The sequence below is a fragment of the Staphylococcus sp. LKG3-1 genome (assembly GCF_048568385.1).
Lineage (GTDB): Bacteria > Bacillota > Bacilli > Staphylococcales > Staphylococcaceae > Staphylococcus > Staphylococcus saprophyticus.
Genome location: NZ_CP183796.1, coordinates 2371606 through 2387096 on the forward strand (window position 1 = coordinate 2371606; position 15491 = coordinate 2387096).

Annotated in this window: 19 protein-coding genes; 14 read left to right on the plus strand and 5 right to left on the minus strand. The window is 31.7% G+C overall.

All coding sequences use genetic code 11. The annotated features are described in order from the left end of the window. Nucleotides 1–26: 26 nt before the first annotated feature. The 5 genes from ACM595_RS11730 to ACM595_RS11750 all read left to right on the plus strand — a co-directional run bounded on the left by ACM595_RS11730 (nt 27) and on the right by ACM595_RS11750 (nt 4375). Complete coding sequence (locus ACM595_RS11730; protein WP_002484048.1) at nt 27–728, plus strand: HAD family hydrolase; 702 nt, start codon at nt 27–29, stop codon at nt 726–728. Beyond that, complete coding sequence (locus ACM595_RS11735; RefSeq protein WP_002484047.1) at nt 729–1529, plus strand: alpha/beta fold hydrolase; 801 nt, start codon at nt 729–731, stop codon at nt 1527–1529. A 170-nt stretch (nt 1530–1699) separates the two neighbouring features. Continuing rightward, on the plus strand, nt 1700–2209 hold the full coding sequence (locus ACM595_RS11740; RefSeq protein ID WP_041079760.1) for an SA0570 family protein: 510 nt from the start codon (nt 1700–1702) through the stop codon (nt 2207–2209). Nucleotides 2210–2653: 444 nt separating this feature from the next. Beyond that, nucleotides 2654–3364, plus strand: a complete 711-nt coding sequence (locus ACM595_RS11745; RefSeq protein WP_002484045.1) for a hypothetical protein — start codon at nt 2654–2656, stop codon at nt 3362–3364. Nucleotides 3365–3571: 207 nt separating this feature from the next. Beyond that, nucleotides 3572–4375, plus strand: coding sequence for an alpha/beta fold hydrolase (locus ACM595_RS11750; protein ID WP_041079759.1), 804 nt, complete (start codon nt 3572–3574; stop codon nt 4373–4375). Between the two features lie 265 nt (nt 4376–4640). Here ACM595_RS11750 and sarA read toward each other — a convergent pair whose 3' ends face one another. From sarA to ACM595_RS11765, 3 genes are all read right to left on the minus strand, one after another. After that, nucleotides 4641–5015 (minus strand): global transcriptional regulator SarA, encoded by a 375-nt coding sequence (gene sarA / locus ACM595_RS11755; protein WP_002484043.1) that lies wholly within the window; start codon nt 5013–5015, stop codon nt 4641–4643. A gap of 360 nt (nt 5016–5375) precedes the next feature. Further along, nucleotides 5376–6203: an efflux RND transporter periplasmic adaptor subunit gene (locus ACM595_RS11760; protein WP_258848455.1), complete on the minus strand. Its 828-nt coding sequence runs from the start codon at nt 6201–6203 to the stop codon at nt 5376–5378. Between the two features lie 222 nt (nt 6204–6425). Further along, a complete protein-coding gene (locus ACM595_RS11765) occupies nt 6426–7355 on the minus strand; it encodes a DMT family transporter (RefSeq protein ID WP_041079757.1) in 930 nt (309 codons plus the stop codon). A 227-nt stretch (nt 7356–7582) separates the two neighbouring features. Between ACM595_RS11765 and ACM595_RS11770 the strand changes: the two genes are divergently transcribed. Further along, nucleotides 7583–7816: a hypothetical protein gene (locus tag ACM595_RS11770; protein WP_011303740.1), complete on the plus strand. Its 234-nt coding sequence runs from the start codon at nt 7583–7585 to the stop codon at nt 7814–7816. A gap of 496 nt (nt 7817–8312) precedes the next feature. Here ACM595_RS11770 and ACM595_RS11775 read toward each other — a convergent pair whose 3' ends face one another. After that, on the minus strand, nt 8313–8531 hold the full coding sequence (locus ACM595_RS11775) for a DUF2922 domain-containing protein (RefSeq protein ID WP_002484040.1): 219 nt from the start codon (nt 8529–8531) through the stop codon (nt 8313–8315). 18 nt (nt 8532–8549) lie between these two features. Further along, nucleotides 8550–8756 carry a sigS mRNA-stabilizing protein SroA gene (gene sroA, locus ACM595_RS11780; RefSeq protein ID WP_115338659.1) on the minus strand — a complete coding sequence of 69 codons (207 nt, stop codon included), beginning with the start codon at nt 8754–8756 and terminating at the stop codon, nt 8550–8552. A gap of 147 nt (nt 8757–8903) precedes the next feature. On the opposite strand from sroA, the gene ACM595_RS11785 reads away from it, so the two are divergent. From ACM595_RS11785 to ACM595_RS11820, 8 genes are read left to right on the plus strand one after another with little or no spacing between them, the layout of a single operon-like run. Beyond that, entirely contained in the window at nt 8904–9455 is a 552-nt protein-coding gene (locus ACM595_RS11785; RefSeq protein ID WP_002484038.1) for a tyrosine-type recombinase/integrase, read from the plus strand. Nucleotides 9456–9479: 24 nt separating this feature from the next. Continuing rightward, nucleotides 9480–11876 carry a DUF4040 family protein gene (locus ACM595_RS11790; RefSeq protein ID WP_115338658.1) on the plus strand — a complete coding sequence of 799 codons (2397 nt, stop codon included), beginning with the start codon at nt 9480–9482 and terminating at the stop codon, nt 11874–11876. Next, a complete protein-coding gene (mnhB2, locus tag ACM595_RS11795) occupies nt 11863–12288 on the plus strand; it encodes a Na+/H+ antiporter Mnh2 subunit B (RefSeq protein WP_011303737.1) in 426 nt (141 codons plus the stop codon). Before ACM595_RS11790 ends, mnhB2 begins: the two co-directional genes overlap by 14 nt. Beyond that, the gene (gene mnhC2 / locus ACM595_RS11800; RefSeq protein ID WP_011303736.1) at nt 12285–12635 is read left to right on the plus strand and encodes a Na+/H+ antiporter Mnh2 subunit C; all 351 of its coding nucleotides are present in this window, start codon (nt 12285–12287) and stop codon (nt 12633–12635) included. Before mnhB2 ends, mnhC2 begins: the two co-directional genes overlap by 4 nt. Beyond that, the gene (gene mnhD2 / locus ACM595_RS11805; protein WP_080773284.1) at nt 12628–14127 is read left to right on the plus strand and encodes a Na+/H+ antiporter Mnh2 subunit D; all 1500 of its coding nucleotides are present in this window, start codon (nt 12628–12630) and stop codon (nt 14125–14127) included. The genes mnhC2 and mnhD2 overlap by 8 nt, the downstream gene beginning before the upstream one ends. After that, a complete protein-coding gene (gene mnhE2 / locus ACM595_RS11810) occupies nt 14127–14609 on the plus strand; it encodes a Na+/H+ antiporter Mnh2 subunit E (protein WP_115338656.1) in 483 nt (160 codons plus the stop codon). The genes mnhD2 and mnhE2 overlap by 1 nt, the downstream gene beginning before the upstream one ends. Next, complete coding sequence (gene mnhF2 / locus ACM595_RS11815; RefSeq protein WP_002484032.1) at nt 14606–14908, plus strand: Na+/H+ antiporter Mnh2 subunit F; 303 nt, start codon at nt 14606–14608, stop codon at nt 14906–14908. Before mnhE2 ends, mnhF2 begins: the two co-directional genes overlap by 4 nt. Continuing rightward, entirely contained in the window at nt 14883–15329 is a 447-nt protein-coding gene (locus ACM595_RS11820) for a Na+/H+ antiporter subunit G (protein WP_011303733.1), read from the plus strand. Before mnhF2 ends, ACM595_RS11820 begins: the two co-directional genes overlap by 26 nt. Nucleotides 15330–15491 lie beyond the last annotated feature (162 nt).

The following is a 15491-nucleotide window of genomic DNA, read 5'->3' on the forward strand; positions in this document are numbered from 1 at the left end:
ACATATTAATTAAAGAGGTTATGATAATGGATTTAACACAAATAAAAGCGATTGTATTTGATTTAGAAGGCACCCTTTTGGATAGAAAAAAATCACGCGAGAAATTTATAGAAGAACAATATGAGCGGTTCCATGATTATTTAGTACGTATTCAATTAGCAGATTTCAAGAGAAAATTTATAGAGTTAGATGATGATGAAGACCATGATAAACCAGAACTTTATAAAGCCATCATTAAAGATTTTCATGTCGATCGATTAACATGGAGAGACTTGTTTAATGATTTTGAAATGCATTTTTATCGCTATGTGTTTCCATACTATGACACATTGTATACTTTAGAGAAATTAACAGAAAGTGGTTATCTAACAGGTGTTATCGCCAATGGCAGATCTAAAATTAAACAATACCGAATGCACGCCTTAGGTGTAGAAGATGCTATAAACTACTTATCTACTTCAGAAACAGTGGGTTATCGAAAACCACACCCGAAAATTTTTGAAGACATGCTTGATCAATTAGGTACTCAACCTGAAGAAACAATATATGTAGGTGATGACCCATTAAATGATGTTGCGCCAGCGAGAGCAATGGGAATGGTAAGTGTGTGGTTTAAAGAAGATGATGAAGTGGATGTTGAACCATTGCCAGAAGAAGTTGATTTTACGATTAACACGACAGAAGAATTATTATCTATATTACCAATTGCAAAGAAAGGAAGAGAATAAATGAATTTATTTACAACAAGCGACGGTACTGCACTCAATTACAGAACGAGTGGTGAAGGCAATGCAATAGTGATGATTCACACTGCATTCGATAATTTAACAGTATTTGATATGATAGAGGAAAATTTTACTGATGATAACCAAGTTATACTTGTTGATTTAAGAGGTCACGGATACTCTGACAAACCACAACATATTGATTTCAAGGAATATGCTGAAGATATTAAAGAGCTATTAGACTATTTATATGTCACACAAGCATCATTGATTGGTCATGAATTAGGAGGATCTGTTGCTAGCGCATTTGCAGCAATGTATCCAGAAATGACTGACTCAATTACATTAGTAAATCCAACGCTGTTAAACGATATGTCTCCAGAAGAACGTTTATATCGCAGGTATGCCAATCAAATTAGAAATTGGGATAAAGAAGAACAACAGAAATTTTTAGATAAGCATTTATATTACTCAAAACGTAAAGCTAAGAAATTCTTAAAACATGTAGATAATACAAATGGTATCGCTACAGAAGCGGAATTAGAAGCAGTCAAAGATTCATTTAATGACAATAATATCATGAGTTATTTAAGTGAAATTGATTTACCTACTTTGATTATTGCTGGTCAACATGGTGAAAGAACAACCATTGTTGAAGCGAAAGAAGTGGGAGATTATATTGGTGAAGTACAATTTGAAACATTTACTGCGTCTGGATTATATCCATTTGTTGAAGAAAAAGATAAATTTGTAGATTTGGTGTTAAAATTTATCAAAGACAATGAAAAAGAATTAACATATTAACCTTCAATTCGATATGAATGAAAGTTTGTAAGTGCTGTTATGCAGCAATTTTTTATTACAAGTCGCACTGTTTTTGTAATCTTATTGTAACAATACTGTTATTTTAGTAACATTTATAGTACAATATGGGTGAGCACAAAGAAACTTATAAACAGAAGGAGAGCGTGCTTATGAAAAAATTATTTGCAGCAGTAATCGTATCGGGGTTAGCACTTTCCGGAATGAGCACAGGTAGTGTTGATGCCGCGTCAGGTAACTCTATCCAAAATGTTAAATCACTGCAACAAGGAGATACAACGTTAGAAGGTGCGAAAATCGGCGAACCTGTTCAAAACTTATTGAAATCTAATGATGTATCCGTATACTCACACAGACCGGATGGCAAAGAACATTATTATGAATTTAAAAAAGATAATGGTGTACTTGTTGTAACAGCTGACGGTAAAAAGAACAACGGTAAAATTACGCGTGTTTCTATGAGTTATAATGATACAGACGGTCCAACTTACAAAGCGGTTAAAAATGTTGTTGGTAGTAATGCTGTTACACGTGAGCATTATAATAATGTAACTGGTAATTTCGGTTATGTTCAAGACAATGATTTATCATATCAATTTAGTTCTTCATCACCAAGTGATAAAAACATTAAATTGTACCGTATTGATTTGACTGAATCATAAATATCAGTGAAACAATGTAAATAGCTTATATAAGCCGAAACGCATGCGCAAATATTGCTACAATGCGCTATTGATTACAAGCATTGCGACATTTGTATAAGAACTACTTTTTCACGAAAGAGTAGTTCTATAGAAAACGATGTATTAACGTCACCTGAGTTAGAGATAGTCGCTAACGTATAATATAAATTAGAGTCTGGGACTTATATAGTGTCTCAGACTCTAATTTATATTGGACATTAAATCATACGAATAAGCAATGGCTTGTGTATGGTAAATCAAGTGGGGTTTCGAAACCCTTATTGAAAATGAAATTATCTATCCTGTACTTGTTATTTTATTGTTAAAATCAAGTGTAGTATGAGATTATTAAAGAAACAGCTTTGATATCTCAACTACAATAGTGTTGATAGATTAAAGTGAATTTTATAAAAGGAGTCAAATATGAGAGTTAACGATAAGGTTTTAGTAGAAAATATTAATGACTATTTTACTCATAAAGGTCTTTCTCCAAACTTAATAGAAGATATTAAAGAGAAATTAAAAAAGGATTTCCAAAAATCTGAAGCCAAAGATGAAGACTATATTGAATATAGACGAAAATCACCAGCAGAAATAATACTAACGATTCAACGCAATTTATTCACACTACAACTCAATCCTATTATTTTTTTTATTGTTAATTTTATTTTACTTTCTTACTTATATGATAAGCAATATGTACCATTTCAAGCAGCTACGGGCACATCTATTTTTTACTTTTTAATTATTTTACCAATTTCAATCTTCATATACTTGCGAATTGATTGGAAGAATTATTTATACAGTAATAAGTTTGAAATGGTTATTGGCTTAGTAGTGGCAATGGCTGCGTTTGTCCTTGTGATATTACATACATTTGATATTAATTTAGGTATTGTAGCGGTTACAATCTATGCACATCAAGTCGTATTTTTTATAGGTATATTATTCAGTATTTCAGGTATTTATTTTAAAAGATTAGAGTTTACAGGAATTGGATTACTATTATGTCAAAAAACAATTGATGCGATGATTGGAAACGCGAGTATTGCACAAATTGGCTCAATCATTATTTGGATATTATTGTTAATTGTCATTATTTATTATACAATCCGCATCTCTTCTAGAAATTAATAGTATTTATGATTTAAACACTTAAATGAAGCGAACACGTTTCAGTGCTAAACACCTAAGGTATGGTGTGGCACTGGAACGTATTTTTTTATTTATAAGCATGTATTTAATGTTAATTGAATATGGGGACATAATTTAAAATTAAAAAGATAGCATAAGGCGATTCAATTACGGGTATATGAATTTTGTAAAGGGAGGTGGCCCAAAATGGAAAAAGTCGCAACAAATTATAACAACGAGATTGCATACATCCGAGAGGGTCAAGGTTTTCCTGTGATACTAATTCATGGCCTAGATGGCAACATGGCTTCATTATATAGCCTAAAAGATGAATTAAAACATAAATTTGAAGTGATTGTTTATGATGTAAGAGGACACGGTAAATCAACAAAAAAGAATTCGTTTAATTTAGAAGATCATGTAGAAGATTTAAAAGCTTTGATGACAAAATTGAATATATCATCTGCCCATCTTATTGGTCATGACATGGGAGGATTAATTGCAAAGCATTTCACTGATAAATATGAATCAATGGTCGCAACATTAACCTTAATTGCTTGTAATCTTATTGATAGCGTACATGCTTTAAATAAATTAATGATTGAACACCAAGATGAAATTGAAGGTTTTGATAAATCTGAAGCACTGATATTATTATTGCCTTATATGTATAAAGAACAAGAAAAAGCTAAGAAATGGTTTCAAAATCAATTGATTTATAGTAGACAATCAGCAGAAGATAGTGCTGTAGCCACACGAGCATTAATGAATTTTCCTGTATTTAATAAAGATGTTGTTATTAAACAAACGGATGTGCCTACATTAATTGTTAATGGTGTATATGATCCTTTAATGACAACAGAGACTATTGAAAAATATCATTATTCATTTACAAGACTGCTAATTCATACATTTAATGAGTCAGGTCATGCGCCACATATTGAAGAACCAGAACATTTTTTAGATGTTTACAGTGATTTTATAGAGGCTAATGAATTTCAAAAAGAATAATTAGATTTAGTATATTTTTAAAGAAATGAATATATCAACGTACTTCTCAAATGAAGCGGTTTGAATTTTAGATAAAATTGAGCTGAGACAGAAATCAAATTTTAAAAAACTTGGTTTCTATCTCAGTTATGTAATTAAAGAGGATTAGGATGGAGGCGCAGCTAAAATACATAAATAGGGGTATTTTAATATATAATTACCTGTCTTATCATAGTCAAAGAGGCCGAGACATGCATTGCATGTCTCGGCCTCTTTTATATTAAGCTTAAACTTCTTTTTCGTCGTTAGCTTCTTTAATGCGATCATTCACACGTGATAGTAACTCATTAATTTTTTTACGTTGTTTAGTGTTAACTAAAATTAATACTGTTCTTTCATCATGTTCATTACGTTTTTTATCGAAATAATCTTCTTGAGATAAGTTTTTAACAGCTTTAACAACTTGAGGTTGTTTATAGTTCAAATGATTAATAATATCTTTTAAATAATATTCTTCACTTTCGTGTTCGCTAATATAAGTTAATACAGCAAACTCCTCGAAACTTATTGAAAATTCTTTTTTGATAATTCCTTTTAATTTATCAGCGTAAGTAACCATCGCTAATAATTCAAAGCAATCATTGATTTTGGTGATAGCCATCCTTATTCCTCCCTATTTTATTGCCCAATCAAATATACATATTAAAAGTGTTTTTGTATAAATATTTGTCTTAATTCAAAGTTAAATACAAAGAGTTTATCATAATTTGCAGACCTATTATATTTGAGTAAAATATATTAAAACTGCTATTATTTAGTTTATTATAACTAAATAAAAATAGAAAGTAAACAAAAAACTGTTTTAGTGGTACATGAATGATTTAAGATATTAATTCAATTCTTTAAATACCAATGAGGGAAATATAATTAATATTTCTCATTTTCAATTTTCCATGATTTGATAAAATTACTAAAAAACTAATTTCTATTTAAAGGTGTTTACTATTTATACTGTGTACGTTTAATTTTTCGACAGAACATAGTTCGCATTTTTAGCAATTGTATCGCCTACATTTAAACCTTCTATAACTTTCATATCTTTGTTATTACCCAATTTTTCTGTTTTAATAACCCGTTTAATAAATTTTTTATTTCTTTGTAAAAAAACGAATTGCTTTTTATATATTGCAGTTTTTGGAATTTCAATAGTGTAATTAGGTTTTTCTACGCGTAAATGACGACCGAATTTAATATCCGGTGTTGAACTGATTTCAACATGATACTGAGATGATTTTGTATTAGCTTCAGTATTTAAAGGTAATTTACTAATGAAATTTACAGTACCTGTGAAACTATGACCTGGATCAATGCATATGTGTACTTTATCCTTTAATTCCAATGTATTTACTATTGATTCTGGAACTTTAGCTTTGATTATAGCACTGGGATTAAAAATTTGCAGAATAAGACCATTATTTTGAGAAGGCACATGTTGATTAATGGCAATTTGACCATCCATCGATGCGTAAATCGTTGTGCGTAGTTGTGTTTGCAGGGTTTCAATTTCATGTTGTGTACGATTTCTTTCAAGTGAGATTGTAGGATACTTAAGTGGGTCAATGTTATTCAAGTGGGATAAGTATTTTTGTTTAGAAGTGATTTGGTGCTCGATGTCAACATTGTAATATTCAAATAGGGGCTGGTTCTTCTTGACGTGTTCTTCATTCTTAACAAACCAATTGTGGATGATACCTTTATTTGAATCGAAAAAAATATTTGTTAGTTGAGAAGGCGATTGTATACCTTTGAAGTGTTGTGGTTCTTTATATTGAATTTTGAGTGTTTCCACTGTATGGGGATGCTCAGTATGAGACTTTGTTAAATAGAGCCAGCTTAGTAGGGTGATACTACAAAATAAAGCGAGTAGTGTGATAAAAATTAAAAATTTCCGCAAAGAAGTCACCTCTTGATGTTTTGATAACCCTATTATACTGCGGTGTAGCATTGCTTTTCTATAAAAAAATAGCGTCATTTACCAAAAGTTTAAAGTAAATAACGCTACGATACATTTTTAGAATAATCTCAATAAAATAATACCAATCATTATCGCAATGATGCCAATGATTTTTCGCGTAGTGATTTTATTAATGCGCGTACCTAATAAACCAAAATGATCAATGATTACACCCATTAGCATTTGACCTAACATAACGATAATCGTCGTTAGTGCAGCACCAAGATGTGGCATTAATATGATATTTGTAGTTACGAATACAACCCCCAGCATACCACCGATAAAATAGATTGGTTTGAGTTTACCTTGTTTTGCATCGACTGTCTTGAGTTTAAGACTTCTATTAAATATCAATGTAAGTATGAATAGGACAATGGTACCAACCGCGAATGAAATCAATGAGGCCATAACAGATGAGTGTATTTGTTGACCTAAAGCACTATTGATAGCTGTTTGGATTGGAGGACAAAAACCAAAGATAAATCCAATCACTAACCAGATATAAACGGTTGATGACTTATTTGTTTCAATGGGTGTTCTTTTTACATAGTTCATAAGTATGATGCCGAAAATTAAAACAATGATACCTAGTACTTTAAAGATAGTAAAAGGTTCTTGATTTGCACCAAACCAGCCAAAGGTATCAATCATGACGCCCATAATAATTTGACCAGCCACAGTCATAACAACGGTTAATGACGCGCCTAAACGAGGTAATAGCAATAGATTACCAGTAAGGAAAATAACACCAAGCATACCACCGACAAACCATATGTAACTGAAAGATTGATTATTGTAAAACTGTGCTGTAAATACATGAGGATTGGTAATAAGATTAATTAAAATTAAAAAAATAGTTCCGGTTGCAAATGAGATTGTAGACGCATAGAATGAAGATTTCGTATAAAGACTTAATCTAGAGTTGATTGAAGTTTGAAAAGGAACCACCATACCTGCGACAATCCCGATTATATATAAGAGGATCATTAAATCACGCTTTCTTTCAAGATATATATATACATTATATAGGAAAGAGAAAAATATGCATACATTTAAATTCAATCAAGAAATATTTGTATATTACAGAAAATAATGTACACAATACACAAAATGTAATAAAATACGTATGTTGATAAATTTAGAATTTTAAAAATTAGCAAAATTAATCAATTTTAAATAACAGAAGTAATAAAAGAAGTGAGTGACTATAGATAGTGAAACGGCTTTCCATAATTCGACTTTTAGATCAAGAAACTTTTTTCTTGGGTGTAGGTAGAAATGATAATATAAAAAAACATCAATTTTTAGAAGTGTTGAATTCAAGGCATTCTTATAAAAATTTAGCCCAAGTCGTCGAAGTATATGATCAGTATGCGATATGTAAAAAATTAGGTAAGAAAAAGATATTTTTTGGCGATACTGTTAGATTACGACCACATAGAGATTAAGCCACCTTCAAAAATAAAGGAGAACTAGTCCGTTCATGGATCAGTTCTCCTTTATATTTAAAATCTATTATTAGATATCGGCCATTTTGTAGAAGGTTATGAATTTTGTTCTAAGCGTAGCATAACGTAACCAACTCATTACAATACGTATAAGTATATTCAAATACAAGCTTTATTGGGCTATTAACAATAATAGTTTAGTAAATTATCAATTTCCATAATAATGAAGAAAACGGCAATCTCTATTTGAATTAAATAGAAATTACCGTTTTTTTATTAATCTAAGATGTTTATGACCTATGACCAGTTACTTTATAGCAATTGTAGGCGACCAACGTAATTAGATTTATAACTTACTTTCGTTCAAGTAAATGACATAGTCTGATTGTAGGGCATAGGTATCTACTTTAGCTAACTTTTTAAATCTTCTATATTATGATTTAATAGTGTGACTAGGAAGTCCGTTATAAAAGTTTCTACCATTAAGTTAAATAGTTTAGTTTTCAAATATGAGTTTAGTAGATTTGTCTATAATCTGTGCTGAATGAATAGACGTTGGAATACCAGATTTAGGTCGTAAAATATCTAAATCTATGATTTTAGTCATACCTTCTTTAACTGCTGATTCGGTTACGAAGTGTTCAATTTTGGGTAATGGTAATTTGATTGCTTTATTTACTGCATCATTGAATATAAGCTCTAGGGTTTGTGACATTGTTTAGTGCCTCCTCATTTAGTTAATAGCTTCGGTCTTAATGACTTCTAGCTTGTCAAAACGTTCTCCAGTGATTTGTTCGATAATTGATTTAAAGCTTTTGAGTTGTTCTGGTGTCGCTTCAGTATTTAAATTAGTAAAGTGACGTTTGACCAGACTGGCTTTTCCATCTTTATCGTACAGTGTGCGTGACATTGTTACTGCAAGTTGACTAATTGTACTCATCTGTTTCAACCTCCTTTCACTATATATATCGAAATTAAATAGTGAATTGGCCAAAAATAATTTGAGAAATTTAAGCTAATCCCTTTCATGTGACATAAATATCATATATCATTAAATAAGAAACATTTATGGTTGAGAGGTGAATATATGAACCAAGTAGATCCAATTAGGGATATTAATGAGATAAAGGCAATGTATAAAGTACTTAGTTGTAAATCAAAACGTGATTATTTATTTTTTAAATTTGCGATACATACAGGTGTGAAACTGTCCGAATTATTAAACCTTTGTGTGAGTGATGTAAAAGGTGAAGAAAATAAAATTAAATATTATTGGCTTGAAGAACATGCATCGAATATTCATATTAGATTGCCAGATAAATTAAGAAATGAATTGGCACAATATATAGAAGAAGAACATTTAGAGGATAGTCAATTATTATTTCAATCCAATAGAACATTGAAAGGTTTGTCACGTCAGCAGGCGTATAGAATTATACATGCTGCAGCAGTAGAACTAGGCATGTTACATATAGGTTTAACTACGCTCAGGAAAACATTTGCGTATCATGCGTATCAATCAGGTATTTCAATTTCTATTATTCAAAAGTATCTAGGTCATCAAACCACGTATGAAACGATGAAATTTATTGGTATTTCAACTAAAGCAAGTAAAACAACAATAGCTTTAAATTTATAAAATAATAACTAAAGGGGGGATACGATGAGTTTAGTATATCTACTAAGCACTTTAATATTAATAATGGTCATTCTATTATTTACACTGACAAATATAAAATTCCAGAAATATGCTGGACATATAGCACTTTTAGCACCCATAGTTGCTTCGGTTTACTTTTTGTATCAGCTACCATCTGTGATGCAAGGAAACTTTGTATCAGTTAAAATACCTTGGCTCACATTATTAGATATCAATATAGACTTTCGACTTGATGGTTTAAGTTTATTTTTTAGTTTATTAATTTCTCTTATTGGATTAGCCGTTGTTTATTATTCAACACAATACTTATCTAAAGAACATGATAATTTACCACGTTTTTTTGTGTATTTATTATTATTTATGTTCAGTATGTTAGGCATTGTAACAGCTAACAATACAATTTTAATGTATGTATTCTGGGAATTAACAAGTGTTTCCTCATTTTTACTTATTGTTTATTGGTACAGTAAGGGTGATAGTCAGTTCGGTGCAATACAATCGTTTATGATTACAGTATTTGGTGGACTGGCATTATTGGCAGGTTTCATCATGATCTACATTGTAACTGGTACGAATTCAATCACTTCTATTATTGAACAGAGTGATAAAATTGCACAAAGTCATTTATTTATACCAATTATCATCCTGCTACTACTTGGCGCATTTACTAAATCTGCCCAATTTCCTTTCCATATATGGTTACCAAAAGCCATGGCAGCACCGACACCTGTGAGTGCGTATCTACATTCAGCTACTATGGTAAAAGCAGGTATCTTTTTACTATTTAGATTTACACCTGTATTAGGATTAAGTGATTTTTACATTTATAGTGTCACATTTGTTGGTTTAATTACGATGATTTTTGGTGCAGTGAATGCCACAAGACAATTTGATATGAAAGCAATATTAGCTTACTCAACCATTAGTCAATTAGGAATGATTGTTTCTATGGTAGGCATTGGAGGTGGCTTTGCACAACATCCAACAGGTGAGTTGTCAAAAATTTATGGCATGATTTTATTTGCAGCACTATTCCATCTGATGAATCACGCATTATATAAAGGTGCCTTATTTATGGGCGTAGGTATTATCGACCATGAAACGGGTACAAGGGATATTCGCCGTTTATCTGGTTTGAAAAAAGTATTTCCAATCACACACATTGTGATGTTACTATCTGCTTTATCTATGGCAGGTATACCGTTTTTAAATGGCTTTTTAAGTAAAGAGATGTTCTTTGATGGATTAGTAAGTGCAGTTGAATTACCTCAATTTAATCTCACGCTTACAGTTATCATTACTGTAATCGGTGTGATCGCAAGTATATTCACATTGGTTTATGGTGTTTATATGATCAAAGAAGTATTCTGGGGAGATTATCAACAAGCAGACTTACCAAAAAAATCACCGCATGAACCATTTTTATTCACGCTACCTTCTGCAATTATGATGATTTTGTTACCGGTCATATTCTTTATTCCTAATGTATTTGGACATAATATCATTTTACCGGCATTACGAAGTATCACAATTGGAGAAAAAGTAGATCAAGTTGCACCGCATGTATCACAATGGCATGGCTTTAACTTACCGTTAATCTTAAGCTTAATTGTGATAGTAGTCGGATTTATCATGGCACTTAGAATTAATTGGAAAAAGTATGCAAATCAAGTGAAAGTAAAAACGATTACTGATTTATATTTAGGTTCATATAAACAATTTGAACATTATTCTGGTTATGGTATTCGCTCATTAATGAATAACCGTTTGAATCATTATATTACGATTACCTTGCTCATTTTTAGCATGGTTGTCATCTACGGTATGATTCAAGCTGGTTTCCCAGAAGTACATCAAATTCATGTAAGTGATTTCGGTCCGATAGAGGTCATTACGTTAATTGTTGTATTCGTCCTGGGTATTGCACTCACCTTTATTAGACAACGTTTAACTATGGTTGTCCTTAATGGGATTATTGGTTATTGTGTAACGATATTCTTTATCTTAATGAAAGCACCAGATTTAGCGTTAACGCAATTAGTAGTAGAAACAATAACAACAATTCTATTTATTGTTAGTTTCTCTAGACTGCCTAACGTACCACGTGCGAAAGTTCATAAAAAACGTGAAGCAGTCAAAATTATTGTTTCATTATTAATGGCAGTCATTGTTGTTACACTTGTATTTATTGCACAACAAGGCGATTCGATGCCAACAATTTCAACATTCTATCATGATGCATATAAATTAACAGGTGGTAAAAATATCGTGAATGCAATTCTTGGAGATTTCCGTGCCATAGATACATTGTTTGAAGGTATGGTACTCATTATTGCCGGATTAGGTATTTATACGCTACTTAACTTTAAAGAACGGAGGGGTCAAGATGAAAGAGAATGATGTTGTATTAAAAACCGTAACGAAGATCGTTGTGTTTATTTTGTTAACATTTGGATTCTACTTGTTTTTGGCAGGTCATAATAATCCAGGTGGCGGATTTATCGGCGGTCTCGTGTTTAGTTCAGCGTTTTTACTAATGTTCTTGGCTTTTGATGTTAAACAAGTATTAGTAGCGTTACCACTTGATTTTAGAATTCTAATGATTTGTGGTTCATTACTATCATTTCTCACTGCTGTTGTACCTATGTTCTTTGGTAAACCGTTCCTTTACCAAACAGATGCTTATGTACAATTACCGTTATTAGGGGAAGTGCACTTAACGACAGTTACCGTATTTGAAGCGGGAATCGTATTAGCCGTTGTGGGTGTTGTTGTGACCGTTATGTTGTCTATCAGTGGTGGTCGTTCATGAATCTGATATTATTAATGGTCATTGGCTTCTTAATATTTATAGGAACGTATATGATATTATCAGTCAATTTAATCCGTATTGTTATAGGCATTTCGATTTATACACACGCAGGTAATTTAATTATTATGAGTATGGGTAATTATAGTAAAAATAAAGTGGAACCTTTAATAGGTGAAGGAAGTCAAAATTTTGTCGATCCTTTATTACAAGCCATTGTTTTAACGGCGATTGTTATTGGTTTTGCTATGACGGCTTTCCTTCTTGTATTAGTTTACAGAACCTATCGTGTGACAAAAGAAGATGAAATTGATGTATTGAGAGGTGATGACGACGATGCTAATGAGTAATTTATTGATTTTACCATTACTTCTGCCAGCTGTATGTGCTTTAGGCCTTGTGTTTATACGTACACACAGTAGATTATCTAGAATATTTTCTATCGGTACAATGGCAGTAACGACAGTTGTTTCATTGCTTCTACTAATTTATGTTATGTACCATAAGCCGATTGCTTTAGATTTTGGTGGTTGGCAAGCACCTTTTGGTATACAATTTGTCGGTGACTCACTAAGTCTCTTATTGGTTACAACATCAAGTTTTGTTGTCACACTGATTATGGCATATGGATTTGGTAGAACTGAAAAACGTGCCATTCGTTATTATCTACCAAGTTTTATTTTGTTTTTAACAGTGGGTGTCATCGGTTCGTTCTTAACGGCAGATTTATTTAACATCTATGTTATGTTCGAAGTGATGTTACTAGCGTCATTTGTACTTATTACTTTGGGACAATCAGTTGAGCAGTTACGTGCAGCCATTATCTATGTAGTATTGAATATATTAGGTTCATGGTTACTCTTGCTCGGTGTTGGTTTGTTATACAAACTGACTGGTACACTAAACTTTACGCTTGTTGCACAAAGATTAAATGAAATGGATGATAAGAGTTCAATTGTCATTGTCTCTATGGTCTTCTTGATTGCATTCAGTGCCAAAGCAGCACTTGTGCTATTTATGTGGTTACCTAAGGCATATGCCGTATTAAATACTGAACTGGCTGCATTGTTTGCTGCTTTAATGACTAAAGTCGGTGCATATGCATTAATTCGTTTCTTCACATTAATATTTGATGAACATAGTGGTATTACACATCCATTATTAGTCTTTTTATCTTGTATTACGATGTTGATTGGTGCATTTGGTGTACTTGCTTATAGGGATATTAAGAAAATTGCTGCCTATCAAGTTATTCTATCGATTGGTTTCATAATTTTAGGATTAGGTACGAATACAATCGCTGGTGTAAACGGCGCAATCTTTTATTTAGCAAATGATATTGTAGTGAAAACATTGCTTTTCTTTATTATTGGTAGTTTGGTATACATTACTGGTCTTAGACAATATAAAAGTTTATATGGGCTTGCCAAACAAGAACCCTTCTTTGGTGTAGCTTTTGTAGTCATGATATTAGCAATCGGTGGCGTGCCACCATTTAGTGGTTTTCCAGGTAAAGTATTTATTTTTAAAGGTGCGATTGAAAATGGAAATTACATTGGTTTAGCATTAATGATTATAACGAGTTTAATTGCTATGTTTAGTTTATTTAGAATTTTCTTTGTGATGTACCTTGGTAATGAAAGCAAAGGAGAGGCAATTGTATTTAATAAAATACCTACTTATCGTAAAAATTTAATCGGCGTACTGGTTGCTATGATCATCGTAATGGGCTTAGCCGCACCATTACTATTTAAAGTGACAGATAATGCGACACATTTAAATATGGATGATGGATTATATGAAAAAATGGTAAATCCTCATTTAATAAAGGGGGATAAATAATGAGACAAGTCTTACTTAATATTGTCATCGCATTTTTATGGGTATTATTTCAAGATGAAGACTCTTTTAAATTATCCACCTTCTTTGCAGGTTATCTCATTGGTATATTAGTTATCTATATTTTACACCGCTTTTTCGGCCAACAATTTTATTTAAAAAAAGTTTGGGTTGGTATTAAAATTTTAGTTGTGTATCTTTACCAATTAATAACATCAAGTATGACAATAATCAATTATATTTTATTTACGACCAAAGATTTAAATCCAGGATTAGTGACTTATGAAACAACATTAGATAATGATTGGGAAGTCACATTCTTAACTATATTGATTATCATCACGCCAGGATCAACTGTAATTAGAATATCTAAAGAAAAGAAAAAGTTCTTTATACATGCAATTGACGTTTCCGACAAAGAGAAGCAAAAATTGCTGAAAAGTATTAGACAATATGAAGGACTCATATTGGAGGTGGCAGAATGATCGGCACACTAACAGATTTTTTCATAACAAGCGCACTGATTTTATTTGGTATTGCTTTATTATTAACTTTATTTAGATTAATTAAAGGACCGACCACTGCGGATAGAGTTGTCACATTCGATGCTGCTAGTGCTATATTGATGTCTATGGTTGGTTTGTTAAGTATTGTATTTGGAACTTTTTCGTTCTTGGATTCAATCTTACTTATCGCTATCATTTCATTCGTAAGTACGGTGTCAATTTCTAGATTTATAGAAGGGGGACACGTCTTCAATGCAAATAACAAGCGAAATCGTTAATCTAATCGCAGCAATTATGATTTTCTTAGGGAGTATCATTGCTTTAATAAGTTCTATTGGATTAATCAAATTCCAGGATGTTTTTTTACGAAGTCATGCAGCGACTAAAAGTTCTACGCTATCTGTATTATTAACATTAGTGGGTGTTATCATATTCTTTATTTCTTCACAAGGCTATTTAAGTGTAAGACTAATATTAGCGCTGGTGTTTATTAATTTAACATCTCCAGTTGGTGGACATTTGATTTCACGTGCCGCTTATCGAACTGGCGCTTATATGTATAGAAAAAGTGATGCACCAAGACAAACGAATATTTTACTGAGTTCCTCTGAAAACAATACGTTTGAGCAACTGAAACAACGTGCGCATGAACGTGAAGAACGAAGACGTAAAACTTATGAAAAAGAGCATGATTATTAATGAACGAATATAATCGCAGGAAGTAGGATGATGAGACCCGTTTCGGCTGGGTTTCCATGCTACTTCTTTTTTTATTGTTAAGTACATGATGATAAAATATGATTGCTGCACAATGAATTTAATTGCTTAAATAAAAAGTTTTATAGCAATAGAATGATGTAA